Consider the following 25,696-nt stretch of genomic DNA (forward strand, 5'->3'; position numbering starts at 1 on the left):
CACCCGACCCCGCGACCGGTGCGACGGTCGAGACGCCGGACGCGCACCCACGGTTCGACGACGGCCTGGACCGGCTCTGGACGCCGCACCGCATGGTGTACATCGGAGGGCAGGACAAGCCCGCGGACGACTCGCGCGGCCAGTGCCCGTTCTGCCGCGTGCCGGACCGCACGGACGAGGACGGGCTGATCGTCGCGCGCGGCCGGACCGCGTACGTCGTGCTCAACCTCTACCCGTACAACCCGGGCCACCTCATGGTCGTGCCGTACCGGCACGTGTCCGACTACACGGACCTCACGGAGGCCGAGACGGTCGAGGTCGCGCACCTCACGCAGACGGCCATGCGGGTCGTGCGTGCGGTGTCCGCGCCCGACGGCTTCAACCTCGGCATGAACCAGGGCGCGGTCGCGGGTGCGGGCATCGCCGCGCACCTGCACCAGCACGTCGTGCCGCGCTGGGCGGGGGACGCCAACTTCCTGCCGATCGTCGCGCAGACGAAGGCCGTGCCGGAGCTGCTCGCCGACACGCGGGCGCGGCTCGCGGCCGCCTGGCCGACCACCGGCGAGGGGGACGACGCCTGATGTTCGGTCGCCTGCGCGCGCTCACCACGCGCCTGTTCACGCCGCTCGCCGCGTTCCTCCTGCGCGTCGGGGTGAGCCCGGACGCGGTGACGGTCACGGGGACGCTCGGCGTCGTCGTCGGCGCGCTGTGGCTCTTCCCCACGGGCCACCTGTTCGCCGGGGTCATGGTCGTCATGGTCTGCGCCTTCGCCGACGTGCTCGACGGCGTCATGGCGCGCCGCGCCGGCCGGTCGGGTCCCTGGGGTGCGTTCCTCGACTCGACGCTCGACCGGCTCGCCGACGCCGCCGTGTTCGTCGGGCTCACGCTGTGGTTCGCCCGCGCCGACGACCCGCGCCTCACGCCCGACCTCGCCGCGTGGGGGACCGTCGTCGCTCTCGCGTGCCTCGCGCTCGGCGCCGTCGTGCCGTACGCGCGGGCTCGCGCCGAGAGCGTCGGCATGACCGCGCAGGTCGGGATCGCCGAGCGTGCCGACCGCCTCGTCGCGGCCCTCGTCGCCGCCGGGCTCGTCGGCCTCGGCCTGCCGCCCGTCGTGCTCGTCGCGGTGCTCGGCCTGCTCGCGCTCGCGAGCGCGGTGACGGTCGTGCAGCGCGTCGCGACGGTGCGCCGCCAGGCGCTCGCCCTCTCCGCGAGCGCCTCCCGGACCGACGACACGGAGGACGGTTGCTGATGGCCCTCGACGCCGGCAAGGCGTTCACGTTCGCCTGGCGCAACGCGCGCAAGGTGCCTGACCCGCTGCTGCGCGGGCTGTTCGACGCGATCGCCGACGTGACGTGGCTCGTGCACGGCGGGGGAGTGCGCCAGCTCGAGCGCAACCTCGCGCGCGTCCGGCCCGGGCTCTCGCCGCGCGCCCTGCGTCGGCTGTCGCGCGCGGGGATGCGGTCGTACATGCGGTACTACCGGGAGGCCTTCACGCTCCCCGCGTGGACGCCGGAGCAGGTCGAGGCGCGCGTGCGGCTCGTCGGGTACGAGAACCTGGCCGAGCACCTCGGCGGCGACCGGAGCCCGGTGCTCGCGCTGTCCCACCAGGGCAACTGGGACCTCGCGGGCGCGTACGCGACCCCGCACATCGCGCCCGTGCTGACGGTCGCGGAGCGGCTGAAGCCCGACGAGCTGTTCGAGGAGTTCCTCGCGTTCCGCACCGGGCTCGGGCTCGAGATCCTCGCGCTCGGCGACGGCGACGTCTTCCGCGACCTGGTGCGCGGCGCCAGCCGGCCGGGGAAGATCATCCCGCTGCTTGCCGACCGCGACCTCACCCACCGCGGCGTCGAGGTCGACCTCTTCGGCGAGCGGGCGCGGGTCGCGGCCGGGCCCGCGGCGCTCGCCGTGAGCACGGGCGCGCCGCTCGTGCCGGCCGGCATCCATTACGAGCGGCTGCGCGGGGAGCGGCGCCGGGCCGCGGGCTCGCCCTGGGGCCTGGTCATCCGCTTCTTCCCGCGCGTCGAGATCGCGACGGACGTCCCGCGCGCCCAGCGGGTGGCCGCGGCGACGCAGTCCTGGGTCGACGCGCTGAGCGTCGCGATCCGCGAGCACCCGCAGGACTGGCACATGCTCCAGAAGGTGTTCGTCGACGACCTCGACCCCGAGCGCTACGCGCGCACGCGCGCCGCGGCGGGCGAGCCGTCCCCGGACGCGGAGCGTGCCGCATGAGCCTGCGCGTGGGCATCGTGTGCCCCTACTCGTTCGACGCCCCCGGCGGCGTGCAGTTCCACGTGCGCGACCTCGCCGAGGCGCTCATGGCGCGAGGCCACGAGGTCTCCGTGCTCGCCCCGGCCGACGACGACACGCCCGTCCCGGACTACCTCACCTCCGCCGGCGGTGCGGTGCCGGTGCGCTACAACGGCTCGGTCGCGCGGCTCACGTTCGGCCCGCGCACGGCGGGCCGCGTGCGCCGGTGGCTCGACGCCGGACGGTTCGACGTGCTGCACCTGCACGAGCCCGTGACGCCCTCGCTGAGCATGCTCGCGCTCTGGATCGCACAGGGCCCGATCGTCGCGACGTTCCACACGTCGCTCGTGCGCTCGCGCGCGCTCCAGGTCGCCTACCCCCTCGTGCGGCAGAGCCTGGAGAAGATCGACGCGCGCATCGCGGTCTCGGAGGACGCGCGGCGCACGCTGGTGGACCATCTGGGCGGCGACGCCGTCGTCATCCCCAACGGCGTGTACGTCGACGCGTTCGCCGACGCCGTGCCGAGCCCGGCCTGGCAGGGCACGCCCGAGGCGCCGACGATCGCGTTCCTCGGGCGCCTCGACGAGCCGCGCAAGGGCCTGCCCGTCCTGACGGCAGCGATCCCGCGGATCCTCGAGCAGCTCCCCGGCGCGCGGTTCCTCGTCGCCGGGCGCGGCGACGACGGTCGGGACGCCGCGATCGAGGCGCTCGGCGCGCACGCGTCCTCCGTCGAGTTCCTCGGTGGTGTGAGCGACGAGGACAAGGCGAGCCTGCTCGCGTCGGTGGACCTCTACATCGCCCCGCAGACCGGGGGCGAGAGCTTCGGGATCGTCCTCGTGGAGGCGATGAGCGCCGGGGCGTGCGTCGTCGCGAGCGACCTCGGCGCGTTCCGCCGCGTGCTCGACGACGGCGCCGCGGGCGTGCTGTTCCCCGTAGGCGACCCCGAGGCGCTGGCCCGGGCGGTGGTCGACGTCCTCGCGGACCCTGACGCCCGTGCCGCGCACCGGGAGCGTGCGGCCGAGTTCGTGCGACGGTTCGACTGGTCCGCGGTGACCGACCAGGTCTCCGCGGTGTACGACATGGTGCTCGCGGCGTCCGAGGCGGTCATCCCCGTGCACGAGGACCCGCGCTCGCGCCGCGGCGGGCGGCTGCTGGGCCGCGTCCGCGAGGAGGAGGTGGGTCGCCCGTGACCTGGTCCGAGACCGCCGTTCTCGTCCTCGTCGTCGCGGCCCTGGCCGCGTGGCTGCTGTGGGTCGCCGCGTCGCGGCTCGACCGCCTCCACCGCAAGGTCATGGCGTCGCGGCTGGCGCTGGACGCCCAGCTCGTGCGCCGCGCGTCGGCCGCCGTGGACCTCGCGGCGTCCGGCGAGCTCGACCCCGCGAGCTCCGTCCTCGTCGCCGAGGCCGCGCACGCCGTCCTCGACGACGACGCCGACGCGCGTCGGCTCCGCGAGCAGGTGCCCGGCCTCGTGCCGGCGGACGGCCCGCGCCCCCGGCGCCTCCTGGGCGGCATGGCGGAGTCGCGCGCGCTCGCGGAGAGCGACCTCACCGCGACCCTGCGTTCCGCGCTGGAGGACGCGGACGACCTCGCCGAGGTGCGGTCGGTCCCCGCGGGCGACGAGCTGCTCGCCACGCTGTCCGCCGCGTGGTACCGCGCCCAGCTCGCGCGCCGCTTCCACAACGAGGCCGTCGCCCAGGCGCTGCGCGTGCGCAGCAAGTGGTGGGTGCGTCTGTTCCACCTCGCGGGCCACGCGCCGATGCCCGTGACGGTCGAGCTCGACGACGCCGCGCCCGACGCGCTCGTGCGCCCTGTCGCCAGCGCGGCCACCCCCGACTGAGGGGCGGCTCTCGCGGGTCGTACCGGGCCCGGCGGTCCTCTCCCGGCCGGCCCGGGGACCGGGGTCGTGGACGGCCCGGCGATAGGATGGGGAGCGCGTGGGAGCATGTGCCGTCGAGCCTGTTCGACGGCGTCCGCGCGCGAGCGCGCGACGTTCCCCTGACCTGAAGGTGTGAGGTACCGGTGACCAACGTGGCCGACCAGAACGTCCCTGCCGAGAGCGCCCCGGGCGCCGCGACCACGGAGGGTGCCGGCGCGGTCGGCACCGCGAAGGTCAAGCGGGGGATGGCGGAGATGCTCAAGGGCGGCGTCATCATGGACGTCGTCACGCCCGAGCAGGCGAAGATCGCCGAGGACGCCGGGGCCGTGGCGGTCATGGCGCTGGAGCGCGTGCCCGCCGACATCCGCGCCCAGGGCGGCGTCTCGCGCATGTCCGACCCGGACATGATCGACGGGATCATCGAGGCCGTCTCCATCCCCGTGATGGCCAAGGCGCGCATCGGCCACTTCGTCGAGGCGCAGGTGCTCCAGTCGCTCGGCGTGGACTACGTCGACGAGTCCGAGGTCCTCACGCCCGCGGACTACGCCAACCACATCGACAAGTGGCAGTTCACCGTCCCGTTCGTGTGCGGGGCGACCAACCTCGGCGAGGCGCTGCGCCGCATCACCGAGGGCGCCGCGATGATCCGCTCCAAGGGCGAGGCCGGCACGGGCGACGTCTCCAACGCGACCACGCACATGCGCACCATCCGCGGGGAGATCCGCCGCCTCACGTCGCTCCCCGAGGACGAGCTGTTCGTCGCCGCGAAGGAGCTCCAGGCGCCGTACGAGCTCGTCAAGGAGGTCGCCGCGACCGGCAAGCTCCCGGTCGTCATGTTCACCGCCGGCGGGATCGCGACCCCGGCCGACGCCGCGATGATGATGCAGCTCGGCGCCGAGGGCGTGTTCGTGGGATCGGGCATCTTCAAGTCCGGCAACCCCGCCCAGCGCGCGGCCGCCATCGTCAAGGCCACGACGTTCTACGACGACCCCGACGTGATCGCCAAGGTCTCCCGCGGGCTCGGCGAGGCGATGGTCGGCATCAACGTCGACGACATCCCCGTCCCGCACCGTCTGGCCGAGCGCGGCTGGTGACCGACCGCCGCGCGTCGCAGCCGTCCGTCGTCGTGCCGACGACGGACGGCTGAGCCGTCGTGGCCGAGGCCGCCGGAGCGCCGTCGTCCCTGGGCCCCGACTGGGTGCTCGGGGACGACGGCCTGTACTTCCGCCGCGGCGCGCGCGTGCTGCTCCTCGACGACGCGGACCGCATCCTCCTGGCCCGCGGGCACGACGTCGACCAGCCCGAGCGCTCGTGGTGGTTCACGATCGGCGGGGGAGTGGACCCGGGCGAGAGCGACGTCGACGCCGCGCTGCGCGAGGTCCACGAGGAGACGGGCCTGCTCCTCGACCCGGGCGCGCTCGTCGGTCCGGTGTACACGCGCAGCGCGATCTTCGACTTCTACCGGCAGCACTGCCGCCAGGACGAGGTGCTGTTCCTCGCGCGCGTCACCGGGGCGGACGGCGACGGCGGGCTGAGCCGCGACGGGTGGACCGACGTCGAGCTCGACGTCGTCGACGAGATGCGCTGGTGGACGCTCGACGACCTGCGCGGCGTCCAGATCGAGGTCTTCCCCGAGGGGCTGCCCGACCTCGTCGCACCGCTGCTGCACGGGTGGGACGGCGTGACGCGGCACCTCGGCACGGCGCGCGCGGACTGACCGGCGCTACGCCCGGCGGGCGATCACCCGCCACACGATCCCGCCGACGAGCAGCCCCGCGCCCAGCAGCCCGCCGCCGATCGCGACGAACCACAGCACGATCGTGCCGCCGAGCGTCGCGAAGAACGTGCCGAAGCGCCAGCCCTCGGTGACGACGAACGTCGTGCCCGCGGGCGCTGCGCCCTGCGCGACGGTCACCGTGCACGTCCCGGACACCGGCGGCGTCGCCTCGGCCACCGTCGTCGCCTGGGAGGAGCCCAGGCCGGAGCTCCCGGACACCGAAGGGGCGCTCACCGTGAGGTCGCCGTCGGCGCAGGTCACGGTCACGTCCTCGACGTCGAGGCCCGCGCCGTCCGAGGACCCCGCGCGGCCCACCGCCCAGATGCTGTACGGCTGGCCGCCCGTGACCTCGAGCTCCGCCTCGCCCGGCACGTCGCCCGACGCGAGCGCCGCCGACCCGGGCCGGCCCGCGCCGTCGATCACGCCGGTCGGCAGCGCCCGGACGAACGTCGTGACGCCGAGGATCCCCGCCACGAGCGCGAGCACGAGCACGACGGCGCCGACCACGATCATCGTCGTGGCGCCGCGCGTGCTGCGCGGGGGCCGCGGCGCCGCCCCGGGGTACGGCGCCGGACCGGGCGCGGGATAGGGCTGGCCGGGGGCGGGCGGGTACGTCACGACGGCGAGGCTAGCAACCGTGGGCGCGGCCGGAGGCCCGCCGCGGGACGGGCGGCGGGGCCGCCGACGTATCATTCCCCTTCGTGACGATCACGATCGGTGTCCTGGCCCTCCAGGGCGACGTGCGCGAGCACCGCGCCGCGCTCGAGGCCGCGGGCGCCCGCACGGTAGGCGTCCGCCGCCCCGAGGAGCTCGCCGCGGTCGACGGGCTCGTGCTCCCGGGCGGCGAGTCGACGACCATCGACAAGCTCCTGCGCATCTTCGAGCTCGACGAGCCGCTCCGCGCGCGCATCGCCGAGGGCCTGCCCGTCTACGGCTCGTGCGCCGGCATGATCCTGCTCGCCGACCGCATCCTGGGCGGCACCGCCGACCAGCGCACCATCGGCGGGCTCGACGTGACGGTCCGCCGCAACGCGTTCGGCCGCCAGGTCGACTCGTTCGAGACCGACCTCGCGTTCGCCGGCCTGGCGCCGGCGGACGACGGGCGCGACGACGCACCGAGACCGGGCCGGGACGGGGACGCGGTGCACGCCGTGTTCATCCGGGCGCCCTGGGTCGAGGAGGCCGGGCCCGGGGTCGAGGTGCTCGCCCGGATCCCCGAGCACGGCGCACCCGGCATCCCGGCGGCTGCCGCCGGTAGGATCGTCGCAGTCCAGCAGGGATCGCTGCTCGCCACCTCGTTCCACCCGGAGATCTCCGGGGACGCGCGCGTGCACGAGCTGTTCGTCAGAATCGCGAAGGGGTAGGAACGCATGTCAGGGCACTCCAAGTGGGCCACGACCAAGCACAAGAAGGCGGCCATCGACGCCAAGCGCGGCAAGCTCTTCGCGAAGCTCATCAAGAACATCGAGGTCGCGGCGCGCACGGGCGGCGGTGACCCCGCGGGCAACCCGACGCTGTTCGACGCCATCCAGAAGGCGAAGAAGTCGTCGGTCCCCAACGACAACATCGACCGCGCCGTCAAGCGCGGCTCGGGCACCGGCGCCGACGCCGTCGACTACCAGACGATCATGTACGAGGGCTACGGCCCCAACGGCATCGCCGTCCTGGTCGAGTGCCTCACCGACAACAAGAACCGTGCGGCCTCCGAGGTGCGCCTCGCGTTCAGCCGCAACGGCGGCAACCTCGCCGACCCGGGCTCCGTGTCCTACCTCTTCGCGCGCAAGGGCCTCGTCGTCGTGCCGAAGGCGGAGGGCGTGACCGAGGACGACGTCATGCTCGCCGCGCTCGAGGCGGGGGCCGAGGAGGTCACCGACTCCGGCGACGTCATCGAGGTGCTGTCCGAGGCGAGCGACCTCGTCGCCGTGCGCACCGCGATCCAGGAGGCGGGGATCGAGTACGACTCCGCCGACTCGATCTGGCACCCGTCGATGGAGGTCGAGGTCGACGCCGAGGGCGCGCGCAAGATCCTGCGCCTCATCGACGCGCTCGAGGACAGCGACGACGTGCAGAACGTCTACGCCAACTTCGACGCGTCGGACGAGGTCATGGCGGAGCTCGAGAACGACGACTGACCCGGTTCAGGTCGCGTCCGGATGGTCGGGTCGCGGCGTGGCCGGGAGGTCGGCGCGCGGTCTACCATCCGCGGCGCTCGTGCCTCGCGCCGCTCCCGCCAGGCCCGCCACGACCGCGCACCGACCTCCCGGCCCCACCGCTGGCTGGTCCGTCGCCGGACCGCGTGGCACGGCCGGTCCGTGCCGTTCACGTGAAAGGGTCGAGGGGTGCGCGTTCTCGGAGTGGACCCTGGGCTGACCCGGTGCGGTGTCGGGGTGGTGGACTCCGCGCGGGGGCGGCGGGCCGAGCTCGTCGCGGTCGGGGTGATCCGGACGGACCCGGAGCTGAGCGTGGACCTGCGGCTGCTGCGGATCGCGGAGCGGCTGGACGCGTGGTTCGACGAGCACGTGCCCGACGTCGTGGCGGTCGAGCGCGTGTTCGCGCAGCACAACGTCGGGACGGTCATGGGCACCGCGCAGGCCGCGGGCATCGCGATGGTCGGGGCGGCGAAGCGGGGCGTCCCCGTCGCGCTGCACACGCCGTCGGAGGTCAAGGCCGCGGTCACGGGGAGCGGACGCGCCGGCAAGGAGCAGGTGCAGCGCATGGTCGCGGGGATCCTCGGCCTCGCGGAGCCGCCGAAGCCCGCGGACGCGGCCGACGCGCTCGCGCTCGCGATCTGCCACCTCTGGCGCCCCGCGGGTGCCCTGCAGGGCGGCGAGCGGCACGAGCTCACGGCCGCGCAGCGCGCCTGGGCGGCCGCCGAGCACGCGGCGAAGGGACGGCGCGCGCCGCGCTAGCGGCGCCGGTTCCGCCGGTCGTGCCGGTGGGGGTGCCGGCGGTCCGTGTCGGTCGGTCGGCGGGTGGGCGGCCCTTGCTAGAGTGACCGCGGTCGTACGGGTGTTCGACGCGCCCCCTCGGCGCGCGGCCCGACGGCGGTCCTCGGGGCCGGCGGACCATCGGACCAGGTCGGTGCTGCCGGCCGGGAGAGGAGCCTGCGTGATCGCGTCCCTGAGCGGTGTCGTGGCGAGCGTCCAGCTCGACCGCGCCGTGCTCGAGGTCGGAGGAGTGGGCTACCTCGTCCACGCCACGCCCGCCACGCTCGCCGGCCTGCGCGTGGGGGAGACGGCGCGCCTCGCGACGAGCCTCGTCGTGCGCGAGGACTCGTTCACGCTCTACGGCTTCGCCGACGACGACGAGCGCGCCGTCTTCGAGACCGTCCAGACCGTGAGCGGCGTCGGACCGCGCCTCGCGCTCGCGATGCTCGCCGTGCACACGCCCGACGGCCTGCGTCGTGCGGTCGCGGGTGCCGACATCGCCGCGCTCGTGCGCGTCCCGGGCATCGGCAACAAGGGCGCGCAGCGGATCGCGCTCGAGCTCGGCGACAAGCTCGGCCCGCCCACGGGCGCCGACGCCCCCGAGGCGGGATCGACCGCCTCGGCGTCGGCGCCGCGTCCGGAGGACCGGCGCGACCAGGTGGTCGAGGCGCTCGTCGGGCTCGGCTGGAACCTCAAGGCCGCGGACGACGCGGTGTCCACCGTGCTCGCCGAGGCGGGCGTCGACGTCGTCGAGGCACCCGACGTGGCGGGCGCGCTGCGTGCCGCGCTGCGGGTGCTCGGCGGGCCGAGGAGCTGACGATGGCGACCTTCGACCAGGTGGGACTCGACGACCTCGGCGGGGACGGCACGTTCTCGTCCGAGCGCATCGTCGCGGCGGGCGCCGACGACCTGGAGCGTGCGGCCGAGGCAGCGCTCCGCCCGCGTCGGCTGGAGGAGTTCGTCGGCCAGGCCGTCGTGCGCGACCAGCTGTCGCTCGTGCTCCAGGCCGCGCTCGCGCGGGGGAGCGCGCCCGACCACGTGCTCCTGTCAGGTCCGCCCGGGCTCGGCAAGACGACGCTCGCCATGATCATCGCCGCGGAGCTCGGCACGTCGCTGCGCGTGACGTCGGGGCCCGCGATCCAGCACGCCGGCGACCTCGCGGCGGTGCTGTCCTCGCTGGAGGAGGGCGAGGTCCTGTTCATCGACGAGATCCACCGGCTCGCGCGACCGGCCGAGGAGCTCCTCTACATGGCGATGGAGGACTTCCGCGTCGACGTCGTCGTGGGCAAGGGGGCCGGGGCGAGCGCCATCCCGCTCTCGCTGCCGCCCTTCACGGCGGTCGGCGCGACGACGCGCGCGGGGCTCCTGCCCGCGCCGCTGCGCGACCGGTTCGGCTTCACCGGGCACCTGGACTTCTACTCGGGCGACGAGCTCGAGCGCGTGCTGACGCGCTCGGCCGGCCTGCTGGGCGTCGCGCTCGACCCCCAGGCCGCCCGCGAGATCGCGGGGCGTTCCCGCGGCACGCCCCGCATCGCGAACCGCCTCCTGCGGCGTGTGCGTGACTGGGCGCAGGTGCGCGGCGACGGGACCATGGACCTCGCGGCCGCGCGCGCGGCCCTCGAGGTCTACGAGGTGGACCCGATCGGCCTCGACCGGCTCGACCGGGCGGTGCTCACCGCGCTGTGCACGCGCTTCAACGGCGGTCCCGTGGGCCTGACGACGCTTGCGGTGACGGTGGGCGAGGAGGCGGAGACGGTCGAGACCGTCGCCGAGCCGTACCTCGTGCGCGAGGGGCTGATCGGGCGGACGCCGCGGGGCCGCGTCGCGACCCCGGCCGCCTGGGCACACCTCGGGCTCACCCCGCCGCGCGAGGGCGGGACGCTCTTCGACGCCTGATGCGACGCCGGAGGTCACGAGCCCGCGAGGACGCTCCGGTGACGGCGGTCACAGGCGCTCCGCGGGTGGTCCTAGAATGGTCGGGACCCGGGCGGGCGGAACTCCGCGGCGAGACGGCTCGTTGGTGAACCGTGCGCGCACGCCTAGACTGCGCGCAGATCCCGCACAGAACAGGACACGAGACTCCGTCATGGATATCAGCTTCATCCTCATCCTCGCCCTCGCGGCGGGTGCGATGTTCCTCATGACCAGCCGCACCCGCAAGCAGCAGCGCGAGGCCCAGAACTTCCGGGCGACCCTCGCCCCCGGGCAGGAGGTGATGACGGGCTCGGGCATGTTCGGCACGGTCGTCGACGTCGACGACGAGGCCGACGTCATCACCATCGAGTCGACGCCGGGCAACCAGTCCCGGTGGCTGCGCGCCGCGATCGCCAAGCTCGTCGAGCCCCCGGTCGAGGAGACCGAGGAGACGACGGCGGACGACGCGTCGGAGGGCGCGGCCGAGTACGGCACCGCTAATGCCGACGCCGGGAGCACCACGAAGGGCGACGTCGACGACCTCGTCGTGCCCGACGACCTCTCCGGTCTGACCGACGACCGGTCGGAGAAGGACCGCGGACGCCGGGACGACGGCACCGACATCAAGTGACCCTATGCCGGTCGCTGCCGCGACCGGCCTGACGCGGTGGGCCGCGAGGCCCACCGCACACGCACGAGAAGAGACGGACAGTTGGCCACCAGCAGCACACGAGCGAGGCCCGTACGGACCCTCGTCACCCTGGGAATCCTCATCGTCGTCCTCTTCGGGTCCCTCTTCGCGGGCACGAAGCTCGACCCGAAGACCGAGGACAACCCGGGCGGGGCGAGCCTCACCCCGGGCCTCGCGCTCGATCTCGAGGGTGGCACGCAGATCATCCTGGAGCCCGTCACCACCGACGGCTCGCAGCCGACGGCCGAGGACATCAACCAGGCGATCAACGTCATCCGCCAGCGCATCGACGCGCAGGGTGTCTCCGAGGCCGAGATCACGAGCCAGGGCCGCAACAACATCGTCGTCGGCATCCCGGGGCAGCCGTCCCAGGAGACCATCGACCTCGTCAGCACCTCGGCCCAGATGCGCTTCCGCCCCGTGCTCTCCGTGGGCATGCCGACGGCGACGCCCGCCGACGAGTCCACCGACCCGGCTGCGGGCGACGACGCCGCGGCCGAGGACGCCCCGGACGCGACGGAGTCCGCGGACGCGGCCACCGACGGCGCGACGGACCCCGCGGCCGAGGACGGCACGGACCCGGCGGCCGACGCAGCGACGGACGCCCCGGCGGACGACGCCACGACGGACCCGGCGCCGGAGACGACCCGCCCGGAGAACCCGAGCGACCTCGCGCAGATCACGCCGGAGCTGCAGGCGCAGTTCGACGCGCTCGACTGCACGCTCCCCGAGAACCTCGTGGGCGGCGACAGCGGCCCGACCGACAGCGCGTTCGTCTCGTGCGCCGACGACGGCACGGCCAAGTACATCCTCGGCCCGGTCGAGATCGAGGGCACCGACATCTCGAACGCGAGCTCCGGCCTGCGCGTCGGGCAGAACGGCGTCGTCACCAACGAGTGGGTCGTCAACATCGAGTTCGACTCCGAGGGCACCAAGGCCTTCCGTGACGTCACGACGCGTCTCACGACGCTCCCGTCGCCGCAGAACCAGTTCGCGATGGTCCTCGACGGCCTCGTCATCTCGGCACCCGTCTCGCAGGTCGCGATCCCCGACGGCAAGGCCGAGATCTCGGGCAGCTTCACGCGCGACAGCGCGGCGACGCTCGCGAACCAGCTCAACTTCGGCTCGCTGCCCCTGACGTTCGAGGTGCAGAGCCAGGAGCAGATCTCCGCGACGCTCGGCTCCGAGCAGCTCGAGAAGGGTCTGCTCGCGGGCGCGATCGGCCTGCTGCTGGTCGTCATCTACTCGCTCTTCCAGTACCGCGTGCTCGGCCTGGTCACCGTCGCGTCGCTCGGCATCGCGGCCGTCGTGACGTTCGGCGTGATCTCGGTGCTCTCGTGGACGATCGGGTACCGCCTGTCGCTCGCCGGCGTCGCGGGGCTCATCGTCGCGATCGGTATCACCGCGGACTCGTTCATCGTGTACTTCGAGCGCATCCGCGACGAGCTGCGCGACGGCCGGACGCTGAACTCCGCGGTGGAGAAGGGCTGGCAGCGCGCCCGCCGCACGATCCTCGCCTCGGACGCGGTGAACTTCGTCGCCGCGGTGGTCCTGTACTACCTGGCGGTCGGCGGCGTGCGCGGCTTCGCGTTCACGCTGGGCCTGACCACCCTGGTCGACCTGATCGTGGTGTTCCTCTTCACGCACCCGCTCATGCAGCTCCTCGCCCGGACCAAGTTCTTCGCGAACGGCCACCCGGCGTCGGGCCTCGACCCGCGGCGCCTCGGGGTGCGCGGCACGCGGTACGCAGGTCGCGGCCGCGTCGTCGGGGCGACCTCGACGGCACCCGCGGACGGCGGCGACGTCGTCGAGGACGCGCCGGTGCAGGACGCCCCGGCGCGCGAGCGCACGGCGCCCGTCCGGGAGACGGTCGGTGCCGGCGTCGGCCGGTCCGACGGCCCGCGCATGACCATCGCCGAGCGCCGTGCCGCCGAGCGGCGGGCCGCCGCCTCCGCGGACGGCGACGAGGGGTCCCCGGCCGCTGACGCGGCGGGCGACGAGAACGAGGAGAAGCACTGATGGCCAGCGGTTTCGCCCAGTGGGGCAACGACCTGTACACGGGCCGCCGGTCCTACGCCATCGTCGCCAAGCGGCGCGCCTACTTCGTGGTGGCGCTCGTCCTGGTCGTCCTGTCCCTCGGCATCATCGGGGTCCGGATCGCCGGTGACGGGCTCAACCTCGGCATCGAGTTCCGCGGCGGGTCGGAGTTCACCGTCTCGGGCGTCTCGGACACCTCGCAGCAGCCGGCGCTCGACGCCGTCGCGGCGGTCGCCCCCGAGGAGGTGCCGCGCGTCACCTCGGTGGGCTCCAGCACCGTGCGGGTGCAGACGGCGGAGCTCAGCAACGCGCAGGTCGAGCAGGTCGCCGTCGAGCTCGCGAGCGCGTACGACGTGTCCGAGGGGGAGGTGACGAGCTCGTACATCGGCCCCACCTGGGGCAAGGACGTCTCCCAGAAGGCGATCGTCGGCCTCGTCGTCTTCCTGCTCCTCGTGAGCCTGGTCATGACGATCTACTTCCGGAACTGGCGCATGGCGCTCGCCGCGGTCATCGCGCTGTTCCACGACCTCATCGTCACGGTGGGCATCTACGCGGCGATCGGCTGGGAGATCACGCCGGCGACGGTGATCGGCCTCCTGACGATCCTCGCGTACTCGATCTACGACACGGTCGTGGTCTTCGACAAGGTCCGCGAGAACACCGCGGGCGTCCTCGACCAGACGCGCAGCACGTACGCCGAGCGGGCCAACCTCGCGATCAACCAGACGCTCGTGCGCTCGATCAACACGTCCGTCGTCGCGCTGCTCCCCGTCGCGGGCATCCTCTTCATCGGGGCGTTCCTGCTGGGCGCGGGCACGCTGCGCGACATCGCGCTCGCGCTCTTCGTCGGCATGGCCGTCGGCGCGTACTCGTCGGTGTACCTCGCGACGCCGCTCGAGGTCGCGCTGCGCGAGCGCGAGAAGCCGATCCAGGAGCACACGGCCAAGGTCCTCGCGCTGCGCGCGGAGCGGGCCGAGGTCGCGGGCGACGAGGAGGACGCCGCGCTCGCGGCGGCCGGCGTCGGGGCGGGGCACCGCCAGCTCCAGCCGGGCGCGCACCAGGGCAACAAGGCGCAGCCGCGCCGCCGTCGTCCCCGATGACGGCACCCGGTCACGTGCCGGCCGGCGAGGCGGGCGGCCTGCGCGCCGTCCACCTCGCCGGGCTCGGCCCGGAGCGCGCCTCGCGCGTGCTCGAGCTCGTCCGTGCCGTGCCGGACTACCCGGGACCAGGGATCGTCTTCCGGGACATCACCGGCCTGCTGGCAGACGGCGACGCCTTCGGCCACGTGGTCGAGGCGCTCGGCGACGTCGCGCGCGCCGCGGGCGGGGTCGACCTCGTCGCGGGCATGGAGGCGCGGGGCTTCCTCATCGGGGCGCCGCTCGCGACGCACCTCGGCGTCGGGTTCGTGCCGCTGCGCAAGGCGGGCAAGCTCCCGCCGCCCACGGACACCGTCACGTACGACCTCGAGTACGGCACCGCGACCATCGAGCTCCGGTCGGGAACACTGCCCCCGGGTGCGCGTGTTCTCGTGGTGGACGACGTGCTCGCGACCGGGGGCACGGCGGCCGCGGGCGCCGAGCTCGTCGAGCGCGGGGGAGGCGTCGTGGTGGGCCTGGCGTTCCTCCTCGAGCTCGAGGGTCTGGGCGGCCGCGAGCGGCTCGCGGGCCGCGAGGTGGCCACGCTGGTCCACGTCGAGTCGTAGGATTGCCACTCCGGTCGTCTCGGCTGGTCGCCGGCATCGTGCCGGTGGCGGCCGCCCTGCGGAAGGAGGCGCGCATGAGCGAGAACACCCGGACGTCGCGCGCTCCTGAGCGCGCGGGCACCCCGACCTCCGGCACCGGCGGCTCGGGCGGGCGCGGTGTGCGCTCGCGCCTGGTCCGCTTCGGCGCGCGCCCCAACGCGGGCAGCCCGGCGCTCGAGCCGGTGCTCCAGGCCGTCCGCACCAACCACCCGCGCACGGACCTGAGCGTCATCGAGCGCGCGTACGAGACCGCCGAGCGCGCCCACCGCGGCCAGCTGCGCAAGAGCGGCGACCCGTACATCACGCACCCCGTCGCGGTCGCGACGATCCTCGCCGAGCTCGGGTTCGACGGGTCGACGCTCGCCGCCGCGCTGCTGCACGACACGGTCGAGGACACCGACTACTCGCTCGCGCAGCTCACCGAGGAGTACGGCGAGGAGATCGCCATGCTCGTCGACGGCGTGACCAAGCTCGACAAGGTCACGTACGGCGACGCGGCGCAGGCCGAGACGGTGCGCAAGATGGTCGTCGCCATGGCACGGGACATCCGCGTGCTCGTCATCAAGCTCGCCGACCGCCTGCACAACGCGCGCACCTGGAAGTACGTGTCGTCGTCGTCGGCGGGTCGCAAGGCGCGCGAGACCCTCGAGATCTACGCGCCGCTCGCCCACCGCCTCGGCATGAACACGATCAAGTGGGAGCTCGAGGACCTGTCGTTCCAGGCCCTGTACCCCAAGGTGTACGACGAGATCGTCCACCTCGTCGCCGAGCGCGCGCCGGCGCGCGAGGAGTACCTGGCCGTCGTGCGCGAGCAGGTCACGGCCGACCTGCGCAGCGCGAAGATCAAGGCCACCGTCACCGGCCGGCCGAAGCACTACTACTCGATCTACCAGAAGATGATCGTGCGCGGCCACGACTTCGCGGAGATCTACGACCTCGTCGGCGCGCGCGTCCTGGTGGACAGCGTCCGGGACTGCTACGCGGCGCTCGGTGCGCTGCACGCGCGGTGGAACCCCGTGCCGGGGCGGTTCAAGGACTACATCGCGATGCCGAAGTTCAACATGTACCAGTCGCTGCACACGACGGTCATCGGGCCGGGCGGGAAGCCGGTCGAGATCCAGATCCGCACGCACGAGATGCACCGGCGCGCGGAGTACGGCGTCGCGGCGCACTGGAAGTACAAGGAGACCGCGAAGTCGGGCGGCAAGACGGCGAAGGACGACGCCGCGGCCAACGACATGCGGTGGCTGCGCCAGCTCGTGGACTGGCAGCGCGAGACGGCCGACCCGGCCGAGTTCCTCGACTCGCTGCGCTTCGAGATCGGCGGCGCGGAGGTCTACGTCTTCACCCCCAAGGGCGACGTCATGGCGCTGCCGGCGGGCTCGACGCCGGTCGACTTCGCCTACGCGGTGCACACCGAGGTCGGGCACCGGACGATGGGCGCGCGCGTCAACGGGCGGCTCGTCCCGCTCGACTCGACGCTCGAGAACGGCGACTCGGTCGACGTCCTCACCTCGAAGTCCGAGAACGCGGGTCCGAGCCGTGACTGGCTCGCCTTCGTCAAGAGCCCGCGGGCGCGCAACAAGATCCGGCAGTGGTTCTCCAAGGAGCGCCGCGAGGAGGCCGTCGAGCACGGCAAGGACGCGATCGCCAAGGCGATGCGCAAGCAGAACCTGCCGATCCAGCGCCTGCTGTCGCACGAGTCGCTCGTCGCGCTCGCCAACGAGCTCCGCTTCGCGGACGTCACCGCGCTGTACGCGGCGATCGGCGAGGGCCAGGTGTCGGCGGCGAACGTCGTCTCCAAGCTCGTCCAGGCGATGGGGGGCGAGGAGGGCACGGTCGAGGACGTCGCCGAGACCGCGCGCCCCGGGAACACCGCGCGCCGCGTGCGCACGGGCGACCCGGGCGTCATGGTCAAGGGCGTCGACGACATCTGGGTCAAGCTCGCGAAGTGCTGCACCCCGGTCCCGGGCGACGAGATCATCGGCTTCGTCACGCGCGGGCAGGGCGTGAGCGTGCACCGCGCGGACTGCGCGAACGTCGTCGGGCTGCGCAACCAGCCCGAGCGGATCGTCGACGTCTCGTGGACCACGGGCAGCAACGCGATGTTCCTCGTGCAGATCCAGGTCGAGGCGCTCGACCGTGCGCGCCTGCTCTCCGACGTGACGCGCGTCCTGTCGGACAACCACGTGAACATCCTCTCGGCGACCGTCTCGACCTCGAACGACCGCGTGGCGATGTCGCGCTTCGTCTTCGAGATGGCGGAGCCCGCGCACCTCGCGCAGGTCCTCAGCGCGGTCCGCAAGGTCGACGGCGTGTTCGACGTCTACCGCATCACGGGGACGAAGGCCGCCGAGACGGCGCAGCTCCCCGCCTGAGCCCGCGGGCGGCACGCTGACCGAGGCCACCACGCCGCGCAGGGCGGCAGACCCGGTGGCAGCATCGGCACATGGACCTGCCCGTCATGCCCCCCGTGCTGCCCATGCTCGCGAAGTCCGTGCCCGCCGTGCCCGAGCCCGACGCCGTCGACGGCGGGTACGTGTACGAGCCGAAGTGGGACGGCTTCCGCGCGATCGTGTACCGCGACGGTGACGAGGTGCGGCTCGACAGCAGGAACGCGCGGCCCATGGACCGCTACTTCCCCGAGGTCGTCGAAGCGGTGCGGGCCGCGCTGCCGCCCCGGTGCGTGGTCGACGGCGAGATCGTCGTCGCGCGGGACGGTCGCCTCGAGTTCGAGGTGCTCCAGCAGCGCATCCACCCGGCGGCGTCGCGCGTGCGCCTCCTCGCGGAGCAGACCCCCGCGGCCCTCGTCGTCTTCGACGTGCTCGCGCTCGGGGACGAGGACCTCACGCGCGCGCCGCTCGCGCGGCGTCAGGAGGTGCTCGACTCCCTGGGCCTCGACGGCCCGGCCGTGCACGCCACGCCTCGCACGCGCGACGTCGCCGTGGCGCGGGAGTGGTTCGACACGTTCGAGGGGGCGGGCCTCGACGGCGTCGTCGCCAAGCCGCTCGACGGCACGTACCAGCCGAACAAGCGCGCGATGCTCAAGATCAAGCACGGCCGCGAGGCGGACGTCGTGCTCGCGGGGTACCGCCTGCACAAGACGTCGACCCCCGCGAAGCCGCTGCTCGGCTCGCTCCTGCTCGGCCTGTACGACGACGCGGGCCAGCTCCAGTTCGTCGGCGTCGCCGCGTCGTTCCCGACGGCGCGGCGCGCCGCGCTGGTCGAGGAGCTCGCGCCGCTCGTCGTCGAGCCGGGCACGCCGGACGCGGACGCGCACCCGTGGTCCGGGTGGGAGAACCCCGCCGGCGAGCGGATGCCGGGTGCGGTGTCGCGCTGGAGCTCGGGCAAGGACCTGTCGTTCACGCCGCTGCGCCCGGAGCGCGTGCTCGAGGTCGCCTACGACCACATGGAGGGCTCCCGGTTCCGGCACACCGCGCAGTTCCGGCGCTGGCGCGACGACCGTGACCCGGAGTCGTGCACCTACGAGCAGCTCGAGGAGCCGGTGCGCTACGACCTCACGGGCATCCTGCCCGGGGCGCCCGGCGTCGACTGACGCCGCCCGCACCCGCGTGGTCGCGGCACGTCAGTCCCGGGCGCGGTCCCGGTCCTTGCTCGGCTGGACGCGCTTGGGCTCGCCGGGCATCTTCGGGTACTCGGGCGGGTAGGGGAGGTCCCCGAGCCCGTGCTCGGCCTCGTCGCGGCGGGACAGCTCCAGGGCGGGCTCGAGCGACGCGCCCGGGTCCTCCCGGTCGGCACGCAGGGGTGCGAAGAGGTCGCCCACCGCGGCGAAGCGCGTGGGCATCGACAGCACGTCGAAGTCGTCCGGGTGGACGTCGCCGAGCTCCTCCCAGCGCAGGGGAGCGGACACCGTCGCGCGCTGGTTGGAGCGGATCGAGTAGGCCGACGCGATCGTGCGGTCGCGCGCCATCTGGTTGTAGTCGACGAAGATCTTGGCGCCGCGCTCCTCCTTCCACCACTTCGTGGTGACCTGGTCCGGCAGGCGCCGTTCGAGCTCACGACCGATCGCGATCGTCGCGCGGCGCGCGGCCACGAAGTCCCACTCGGGCGCGACCGGGACGAACACGTGGATCCCGCGACCGCCCGACGTCTTGGGGTAGCCGGGGAGACCGAGCTCGTCGAGGATCTCGCGCAGGTGCGGTGCGACGCGCACGGCGTCGTCGAAGTCGGTGCCCGGCTGCGGGTCGAGGTCGATGCGGAGCTGGTCCACCGCCTCGACGTCCCCGCCGCGCACGGGCCACGGGTGGAACGTCAGCGTGCCGAGGTTGGCGGCCCAGGCGACGACGGCGAGCTCCGTGGGGCACACCTCGTCGGCCGTGCGCCCGCTCGGGAACGCGATGCGCGCGGTCTGCACCCACTCGGGCGCGCCCTTCGGGATGCGCTTCTGGTAGAACGCGTCGCCGGTGTTGTCCGTGCGCGTGCTCATGCGGGCGCCCTCGAACACGCCCTTGGGCCAGCGCTCGAGCGTCGTCGGGCGGTCGACCAGAGCGCCGAGGATGCCGTCGCCCACGTCGAGGAAGTACTGCACGATGTCGAGCTTGGTGAGCCCGCGCGCGGGGAAGACGACGCGGTCCGGGCTCGTGACGCGCACGGTCCGTCCTCGGACGTCGAGCTCCACGGGGGGAGTCGTGGCTGCGGCCATGCCGACCAACCTAGACCGGCTCGCCGGTCCCGGCGAGCAGGAGCGCGAGGGTGCGCCGCGCCTGCGCCCGGCCGGTCCACCGGTGGCGCAGCTCGAGCGACCGCGCCGCCGCACGGGCGTCGAGCTCGCACACCGCCTCCAGCCGGCGCAAGGTGCTCAGCGCCTGCACCGGCTCGCACCGGGTGGCGACGTCGAGCGCGGTCCGCAGCACCGACGTGACGAGTACTCCCGCGACGAGGCTCGTCTCGTCGCGCAGCACGTGCGCCTGCCGCGCGGCCCGGCCCTGCCGTGGCGGCGGGCGATGACGACCGGGCGGGTGGACGACGTCGAGCACGCGGGGCGGCGCGGAGCCGCACAGCACCCACGCGGCGGCCGCGCCCGCGAGCACCGTGCCGCGCGGGACCTGGTCGCGGACGGCGAGCGCGCGCAGCGTGGGGGTGACGGGCACGCTCGCCGGAGCGGCGACGTCGCCCCACAGCCGACCCAGGGCGCCCGCGCGGACGAGCTCCTGGAAGGCCGCCGGCCCGCCGACGTCCTCCGGGACGACGAGCAGGCCGATCTCCGGTCCCGGCGGCGCGAGCAGGTGCGCGAGCGCGACGGCGGGGACGTGCCCCGTGGCGCGGGCGGGTGCGGCGTGGACGGGCGCGGTCGTGGCTGCGGGCACGCCCCTACCGTGCCGCACGGCGGTGGGGACGCGGAAGGGCCGGCACCCGTCTGTGGACGAGCGCCGGCCCTGTGACCGAGCGGGAGTGCGTCAGCCGCGCGAGTCCTCCGCCGCGCGGACGACCTGCTCGAGCCAGGAGCGCCGTGCGGCGAGGGCCGTCTCGGCCTCCTTGACCGCGCGCGCGTCCCCGCGGCTCTGCGCGGCGGCGAGGTCGGCCTCGAGCGCCTCGATCGCGGCCTCGAGCTGCGCCGCCGCACCCTCCGCGCGGGCGCGCGTCTCGGGGTTGCTCCGCGTCCACTGCGCCTGCTCGGCGTCGCGGACCGCGTTCTCGACGGCACGCAGGCGGCCCTCGACGCGCTGCAGGTCGCCACGCGGCACGCGGCCGGCCTCTTCCCAGCGCTCCTGGAGGTCGCGCAGCGCCGCCTTGGCCGCGGCGAGGTCCTTGACGGGCACGAGCGCCTCTGCCTCGGTGAGCAGCGCCTCCTTGACCTCGAGGTTCGCCGCGTACTCGGCGTCCGTCGCGGAGTTCACCGCGTCGCGCGCCTGGAAGAACGTGTCCTGGGCGGCGCGGAAGCGGGCCCACAGCGCGTCGTCGTCCTTGCGGCTCGCCCGGCCCGCGGCCTTCCAGCGCGCCATGAGGTCGCGGTACGCGCCCGCCGTCGGGCCCCAGTCGGTGCTCGACGACAGCGCCTCGGCCTCCGCGACCAGCTTCTCCTTCGCGGCCTTGGCGGAGGCGTTGCGCTGCTCGAGCTCGGCGAAGTAGTGCCGGCGCTCGCGGTCGAACGCGGTGCGCGCGTGGCTGAACCGCTTCCACAGCGCCTCCTCGCTCGCGCGGTCGATGCGCGGGCCCGAGCGCTGGGCCTCCTTCCAGCGCTCCAGCAGTCCGCGCAGCTCCTCGCCCGCGGGCCGCCACTGCATGCGGCTCGGGTCGGTCGCGGCGATCTTCTCGGCGGCCTCGATGATCTCCGTGCGGGCCTCGAGAGCCGCGGCCTTCGCCGCGGCGCGCTCCGCCTCGAGCTGCGCGCGACGCTCGCCAGCGGCGCCGCGCAGCGACTCGACCTGCGCCCGAAGCCCGTCCAGGTCGCCGACCGCGGAGGGCTCCGCGGTCTCCTCGGTGAGCCGGGCGATCGTCTGGTCGATCTCCTTGACCGACAGGTCCGTGCTCGTCAGCCGCGCCTCGAACAGCGCGACCTTCGCCTGGAGGTCGAGGTAGCGACGCACGTACAGCGTGAGCGCCTCGTCGGCGCCGACGCCCGGGAACTGCCCGACGGAGCGCTCGCCCGCGCTCTCGCGGACGTACACCGTGCCGTCCTCGTCGACCCGACCGAACGCGGCCGCGGCCTCGGCGGCGGCCGAGTCGTCGGCCAGCGCCGGGACGGCGGGCACCTCCGGCACGACGGCCGCTGCGGCGTGAGCGCCCGCGGCCGGGGCGGCCGGCTTGCGCGGCGGGTGCGGGAGCGCCGACGGCTTGGGCCGCGGCCCGGGACGCGGGGCGGCGGGCCGGGGTGCCGCCTCGGCGGATGCCGTCGTCTCGGCGGGTGCCGTCGCCTCGGCGACGGGAGCTGCGTCGGCGGGAGCGTCGGCTGCCTCGGCGGCAGGCGCCTCCGATGCCGCGCCAGCGGGCGCGTCGGTCTGGGCGTCGGCGGTGGGAGCGTCGTCGGCCTCGGGGGCCTCGGTCTGCTCGGCCTCGGGGGCGGTCTCGGCCTCCGCTGCCGGTGCGCCGGTCGCCTCGGCCTCGGCGGCAGGCATGGCCTCCACCTGCTCGGCCGGAGCGGCCTCGTCGGCCGCGACGGCGGGACCCTCGTCGGTGGCCTCGGTGGCCTCGGTGGCCTCGGTGGCCTCGGTGGCCTCGGGCGTCGGCTCCACGTCTGTCGCGTCGACCCGTCCGGTCTCGCTCGCCTCCGCGGGCTCCGGTGCCGGTGCGCTCGCCTGGTTCTGGGCGGGATCGCTCACTGGGTCTCAACTCCTTCGATGGTGACCGGGGTGGCGGGGGACCCGTCGCCGGATCCGTCCTGCGTCCCCGCGTCAGCGACTGCCTGGACGACGTCCAGGCCGGACGTGATGGTGCCGAACACCGTGTAACCACCCGCCGCGTCGGACGGGATGGTCGAGTCCTCGTAGACGAGGAAGAACTGCGATCCCATCGAGTCGGCGTCCCCGCCCTGGCGGGCCATGGCGACGGTCCCCGCGGGGTAGACGTCGTCGGTGGGGGCGTTCTCGACGGGGCCGAACTTGTAGCCCGGGTCGCCCGTGCCGGTGCCCGTCGGGTCGCCGCACTGGAGCACGTAGATGCCCGACGTCGTGAGGCGGTGGCACGACGTGCCGTCGAAGTACCCGGACTCGGCGAGGGACACGAAGCTCGCGACCGCCTGCGGGGCGGCCGCGCCGTCGAGCGTGAGCGTGAGGTCACCCGCGGTCGTGGTGAGCGTCGTGGTCCAGTCACGGCCCTCGGCGGCGGACGCGGGCGGCAGGGTGTGCTCGCCCGAGGGCGCCGCGCCCGTGTCGCCGCCCGGGTCGGTGCCGGGATCCTGGGTGGCGGCGAGCGCCCACCAGACGGCGACGCCGATCACGACGAGCGCGACGACGACGCCCACGATCGACCACGTGCGCTGGCGCTTCGCCCGGAGCTGGGCCACGTGACGGTCCCACTTCTCCTCACGACGACGCGCCTGCTCGCGCTCGCGACTCTTCGTCGACACCCCAGCTCCTTCGTCCGGCGCCGCGACGGCGCGCACGGTCGACCCCGGTGCGGCCGTGGTCGGTACGGGACAGTCTAGGCACCGAGAACCCTGGTGGCGGGTGGATTTGCCTCGCGCAGGTCACGGTCCGGTATCGACGGCGCCGCCCGAAACCCGCGCTGCGCCCGCCGGGAGCTGCCCCGCCGCCCGTGCCGCGGGCTACCCTCGCCCTCGTGGACCGACCTCGCGGCACGACGCCGACGCCCCCGGCCGAGCACGGCCCGACCCCGCCGGGACCGGCCGTGCACGTGGTGGTGGCGCCCGTCTTCGGCACGAACTGCACGGTGGTGAGCGCCCCGGGCGGCGACTGCGTCGTGGTCGACGCGGGGGCGGGGGTCGCGGACGCCGTCGTCGCGCACGTCCGCTCCGCCGGCCTCGTGCCCCGCGCCGTGCTCGCGACGCACGGGCACGTCGACCACACGTGGGACGCCGCGGCGCTCGCCGACCGCTTCGGGGTGCCCGTCGTGCTGCACGCGGCCGACGCGTACCGGCTCGCGGACCCCTTCGGGAGCCTGGAGCACGGCGGGCCCGCCGCGAGCCGGCCGGGCGCCGTCGTGTCCGGCCCGCTCGGTGCGGCGCTCGCGGCGGCCGGCGCCGGGCCGCAGGACTACCGCGAGCCGGGCCGCGTCGAGACGTTCGACGTGCCCGCGGGCGGCGAGCAGGAGCTGCGCTGGGGCGGCGTCGCGCTGCGCGCGGTGGGCGCGCCCGGGCACACCGAGGGCTCCACGCTCTACCTGGTCGGCGAGCCGGGATCGGGCCTCGTGCTCAGCGGCGACGTCCTCTTCGCGGGCTCCGTCGGCCGCACCGACCTGCCGGGCGGGGACGGCGCGACGATGGCCCGCACCCTGCGTGACGTCGTCGCGCACCTGGACCCGGCCTGGGACGTGCTCCCGGGGCACGGCCCGGCGACGACGGTCGCACGCGAGTTGGCGACGAACCCCTTTCTTGCCCGCTGAGCGAAGGACCGGGGGCCGGACGATGCGGTCGCCCGTCCCGGCGTCTGGGAAGATCTGACCCATGGCCAGGCCCACACCCCTCTCCGGTTTCCCCGAATGGCTCCCCGACGGTCGGATCGTCGAGCAGCACGTCCTCGACACCCTGCGCCGGGTGTTCGAGCTGCACGGGTTCGCCGGGATCGAGACGCGCGCGGTCGAGCCGCTCGACCAGCTCCTGCGCAAGGGGGAGACGTCGAAGGAGGTCTACGTCCTGCGCAGGCTCCAGGAGGAGCCGCAGGACGACGCCGCGGCCGGGTCGGCCGCGAAGGGCGACAAGCAGCTCGGCCTGCACTTCGACCTCACCGTCCCCTTCGCGCGCTACGTGCTCGAGAACGCCGGGCACCTCGCGTTCCCCTTCAAGCGCTACCAGATCCAGAAGGTGTGGCGCGGCGAGCGCCCCCAGGACGGGCGCTTCCGCGAGTTCACCCAGGCCGACGTCGACGTCGTCGGCGCGGGCGAGCTGCCCTACCACTACGAGGTCGAGCTGCCGCTCGTCATGGCCGAGGCCCTGGGCGCGCTGCGCGACATCGGCGTGCCCGAGGTCCGCGTCCTCGTGAACAACCGCCGGGTCGCCGAGGGGTTCTACCGCGGGCTCGGCATCGACGCGGTCGACGACGTCCTGCGCCAGATCGACAAGCTCGACAAGGTCGGCCCCGAGAAGGTCGCCGCGCTGCTCGAGTCCGAGGCCGGCACGACGCCCGAGCAGGCGCAGGCGTGCCTCGCGCTCGCGAGCATCAGCGGGAGCGACTCCGGCGTGGTCGACCGCGTGCGGGCGCTCGCGGCCGAGCACGGCGTGGAGAGCGAGCTGCTGGAGACCGGGCTCGGCGAGCTCGGCGCGCTGATCGAGGCCGCGAGCGTGCGTGCCCCGGGCGTCGTCGTCGCCGACCTCAAGATCGCGCGCGGCCTCGACTACTACACGGGATCCGTCTACGAGACCGTGCTCGTGGGCCACGAGCAGCTCGGCTCGATCTGCTCGGGGGGTCGCTACGACACCCTCGCGTCCGACGGCGCGAACACCTACCCCGGCGTCGGGCTGTCGATCGGCGTGTCCCGGCTCGTGTCGCGCCTGCTCTCCGCCGGCCTCGTGCGCGCGACGCGCGCGGTGCCGAGCGCCGTCGTCGTGGCCGTCACGAGCGAGGAGACGCGCGACGCCTCCGACGCGGTGGCGCACGCGCTGCGCGCCCGCGGGGTGCCGGTCGAGGTCGCGCCCGCCGCCGCGAAGTTCGGCAAGCAGATCCGCTACGCCGACCGGCGCGGCATCCCGTTCGTCTGGTTCCCCGGGCGCGTCGAGGACGACGGCACGCGCTCGCCCGACCAGGTGAAGGACATCCGCTCGGGGGAGCAGGTAGACGCCGACGCGGCGACGTGGGAGCCGCCCGCCGAGGACCGCTTCCCGCGCGTCGTGCCCGCGGAGGGCTGACCCGCC

Annotated in this window: 25 protein-coding genes; 20 read left to right on the forward strand and 5 right to left on the reverse strand. The window is 74.4% G+C overall.

Translation table 11 applies throughout. The features are described 5' to 3' along the window. Positions 1-65: 65 nt before the first annotated feature. From MT994_RS12615 to MT994_RS12645, 7 genes are all read left to right on the forward strand, one after another. The gene (locus tag MT994_RS12615; RefSeq protein ID WP_044144321.1) at positions 66-581 is read left to right on the forward strand and encodes an HIT domain-containing protein; all 516 of its coding nucleotides are present in this window, start codon (positions 66-68) and stop codon (positions 579-581) included. Beyond that, positions 581-1,249, forward strand: a complete 669-nt coding sequence (pgsA, locus tag MT994_RS12620) for a phosphatidylinositol phosphate synthase (protein ID WP_354806519.1) — start codon at positions 581-583, stop codon at positions 1,247-1,249. Before MT994_RS12615 ends, pgsA begins: the two co-directional genes overlap by 1 nt. Next, positions 1,249-2,229, forward strand: a complete 981-nt coding sequence (locus tag MT994_RS12625; RefSeq protein WP_354806521.1) for a phosphatidylinositol mannoside acyltransferase — start codon at positions 1,249-1,251, stop codon at positions 2,227-2,229. Before pgsA ends, MT994_RS12625 begins: the two co-directional genes overlap by 1 nt. 2 nt (positions 2,230-2,231) lie before the next feature. Beyond that, the gene (locus tag MT994_RS12630) at positions 2,232-3,437 is read left to right on the forward strand and encodes a glycosyltransferase family 4 protein (RefSeq protein ID WP_354806699.1); all 1,206 of its coding nucleotides are present in this window, start codon (positions 2,232-2,234) and stop codon (positions 3,435-3,437) included. Next, positions 3,434-4,084: a hypothetical protein gene (locus MT994_RS12635; protein WP_086150347.1), complete on the forward strand. Its 651-nt coding sequence runs from the start codon at positions 3,434-3,436 to the stop codon at positions 4,082-4,084. The genes MT994_RS12630 and MT994_RS12635 overlap by 4 nt, the downstream gene beginning before the upstream one ends. A 191-nt stretch (positions 4,085-4,275) precedes the next feature. Further along, positions 4,276-5,217 (forward strand): pyridoxal 5'-phosphate synthase lyase subunit PdxS, encoded by a 942-nt coding sequence (gene pdxS, locus MT994_RS12640; protein WP_034652135.1) that lies wholly within the window; start codon positions 4,276-4,278, stop codon positions 5,215-5,217. Between the two features lie 59 nt (positions 5,218-5,276). Further along, a complete protein-coding gene (locus tag MT994_RS12645; protein WP_021482741.1) occupies positions 5,277-5,840 on the forward strand; it encodes an NUDIX domain-containing protein in 564 nt (187 codons plus the stop codon). Between the two features lie 6 nt (positions 5,841-5,846). Here the strand turns inward: MT994_RS12645 and MT994_RS12650 are convergent, their stop codons facing one another. Continuing rightward, on the reverse strand, positions 5,847-6,518 hold the full coding sequence (locus tag MT994_RS12650; RefSeq protein ID WP_354806523.1) for a hypothetical protein: 672 nt from the start codon (positions 6,516-6,518) through the stop codon (positions 5,847-5,849). Between the two features lie 83 nt (positions 6,519-6,601). On the opposite strand from MT994_RS12650, the gene pdxT reads away from it, so the two are divergent. The 11 genes from pdxT to MT994_RS12705 all read left to right on the forward strand — a co-directional run bounded on the left by pdxT (position 6,602) and on the right by MT994_RS12705 (position 18,766). After that, the gene (pdxT, locus tag MT994_RS12655) at positions 6,602-7,264 is read left to right on the forward strand and encodes a pyridoxal 5'-phosphate synthase glutaminase subunit PdxT (RefSeq protein WP_194522600.1); all 663 of its coding nucleotides are present in this window, start codon (positions 6,602-6,604) and stop codon (positions 7,262-7,264) included. Between the two features lie 6 nt (positions 7,265-7,270). Further along, positions 7,271-8,032, forward strand: coding sequence for a YebC/PmpR family DNA-binding transcriptional regulator (locus MT994_RS12660; RefSeq protein ID WP_021483558.1), 762 nt, complete (start codon positions 7,271-7,273; stop codon positions 8,030-8,032). A 207-nt stretch (positions 8,033-8,239) separates the two neighbouring features. Next, positions 8,240-8,809 (forward strand): crossover junction endodeoxyribonuclease RuvC, encoded by a 570-nt coding sequence (gene ruvC, locus MT994_RS12665; RefSeq protein WP_034654762.1) that lies wholly within the window; start codon positions 8,240-8,242, stop codon positions 8,807-8,809. Between the two features lie 199 nt (positions 8,810-9,008). Beyond that, positions 9,009-9,644: a Holliday junction branch migration protein RuvA gene (gene ruvA / locus MT994_RS12670; RefSeq protein WP_043651863.1), complete on the forward strand. Its 636-nt coding sequence runs from the start codon at positions 9,009-9,011 to the stop codon at positions 9,642-9,644. Between the two features lie 2 nt (positions 9,645-9,646). Further along, positions 9,647-10,723 (forward strand): Holliday junction branch migration DNA helicase RuvB, encoded by a 1,077-nt coding sequence (gene ruvB, locus MT994_RS12675; protein ID WP_061267253.1) that lies wholly within the window; start codon positions 9,647-9,649, stop codon positions 10,721-10,723. Between the two features lie 190 nt (positions 10,724-10,913). Further along, the gene (yajC, locus tag MT994_RS12680; protein ID WP_194522601.1) at positions 10,914-11,372 is read left to right on the forward strand and encodes a preprotein translocase subunit YajC; all 459 of its coding nucleotides are present in this window, start codon (positions 10,914-10,916) and stop codon (positions 11,370-11,372) included. 81 nt (positions 11,373-11,453) lie between these two features. Beyond that, a complete protein-coding gene (secD, locus tag MT994_RS12685; RefSeq protein ID WP_232322573.1) occupies positions 11,454-13,451 on the forward strand; it encodes a protein translocase subunit SecD in 1,998 nt (665 codons plus the stop codon). Further along, positions 13,451-14,569, forward strand: a complete 1,119-nt coding sequence (secF, locus tag MT994_RS12690) for a protein translocase subunit SecF (protein WP_043651870.1) — start codon at positions 13,451-13,453, stop codon at positions 14,567-14,569. Before secD ends, secF begins: the two co-directional genes overlap by 1 nt. After that, a complete protein-coding gene (locus MT994_RS12695) occupies positions 14,566-15,171 on the forward strand; it encodes an adenine phosphoribosyltransferase (protein WP_081895974.1) in 606 nt (201 codons plus the stop codon). The genes secF and MT994_RS12695 overlap by 4 nt, the downstream gene beginning before the upstream one ends. 74 nt (positions 15,172-15,245) lie before the next feature. Further along, positions 15,246-17,588 (forward strand): bifunctional (p)ppGpp synthetase/guanosine-3',5'-bis(diphosphate) 3'-pyrophosphohydrolase, encoded by a 2,343-nt coding sequence (locus tag MT994_RS12700; RefSeq protein WP_354806526.1) that lies wholly within the window; start codon positions 15,246-15,248, stop codon positions 17,586-17,588. 71 nt (positions 17,589-17,659) lie between these two features. After that, positions 17,660-18,766 carry an ATP-dependent DNA ligase gene (locus MT994_RS12705; protein WP_354806527.1) on the forward strand — a complete coding sequence of 369 codons (1,107 nt, stop codon included), beginning with the start codon at positions 17,660-17,662 and terminating at the stop codon, positions 18,764-18,766. 30 nt (positions 18,767-18,796) lie between these two features. Here MT994_RS12705 and ligD read toward each other — a convergent pair whose 3' ends face one another. The 4 genes from ligD to MT994_RS12725 all read right to left on the reverse strand — a co-directional run bounded on the left by ligD (position 18,797) and on the right by MT994_RS12725 (position 23,236). After that, positions 18,797-19,873 carry a non-homologous end-joining DNA ligase gene (gene ligD / locus MT994_RS12710; protein WP_021481810.1) on the reverse strand — a complete coding sequence of 359 codons (1,077 nt, stop codon included), beginning with the start codon at positions 19,871-19,873 and terminating at the stop codon, positions 18,797-18,799. A gap of 10 nt (positions 19,874-19,883) precedes the next feature. Continuing rightward, the gene (locus tag MT994_RS12715; RefSeq protein WP_354806528.1) at positions 19,884-20,537 is read right to left on the reverse strand and encodes a hypothetical protein; all 654 of its coding nucleotides are present in this window, start codon (positions 20,535-20,537) and stop codon (positions 19,884-19,886) included. Positions 20,538-20,627: 90 nt separating this feature from the next. Continuing rightward, complete coding sequence (locus MT994_RS12720) at positions 20,628-22,286, reverse strand: DUF349 domain-containing protein (RefSeq protein WP_354806700.1); 1,659 nt, start codon at positions 22,284-22,286, stop codon at positions 20,628-20,630. Between the two features lie 200 nt (positions 22,287-22,486). Next, positions 22,487-23,236 carry a peptidylprolyl isomerase gene (locus tag MT994_RS12725; protein ID WP_354806529.1) on the reverse strand — a complete coding sequence of 250 codons (750 nt, stop codon included), beginning with the start codon at positions 23,234-23,236 and terminating at the stop codon, positions 22,487-22,489. A 212-nt stretch (positions 23,237-23,448) separates the two neighbouring features. On the opposite strand from MT994_RS12725, the gene MT994_RS12730 reads away from it, so the two are divergent. Further along, complete coding sequence (locus MT994_RS12730) at positions 23,449-24,231, forward strand: MBL fold metallo-hydrolase (protein ID WP_354806530.1); 783 nt, start codon at positions 23,449-23,451, stop codon at positions 24,229-24,231. 61 nt (positions 24,232-24,292) lie between these two features. Next, entirely contained in the window at positions 24,293-25,690 is a 1,398-nt protein-coding gene (hisS, locus tag MT994_RS12735) for a histidine--tRNA ligase (protein WP_354806531.1), read from the forward strand. Positions 25,691-25,696 lie beyond the last annotated feature (6 nt).

The sequence above is a fragment of the Cellulosimicrobium sp. MI9406 genome, assembly GCF_040595865.1.
In the GTDB taxonomy this organism is placed as follows: domain Bacteria; phylum Actinomycetota; class Actinomycetes; order Actinomycetales; family Cellulomonadaceae; genus Cellulosimicrobium; species Cellulosimicrobium funkei.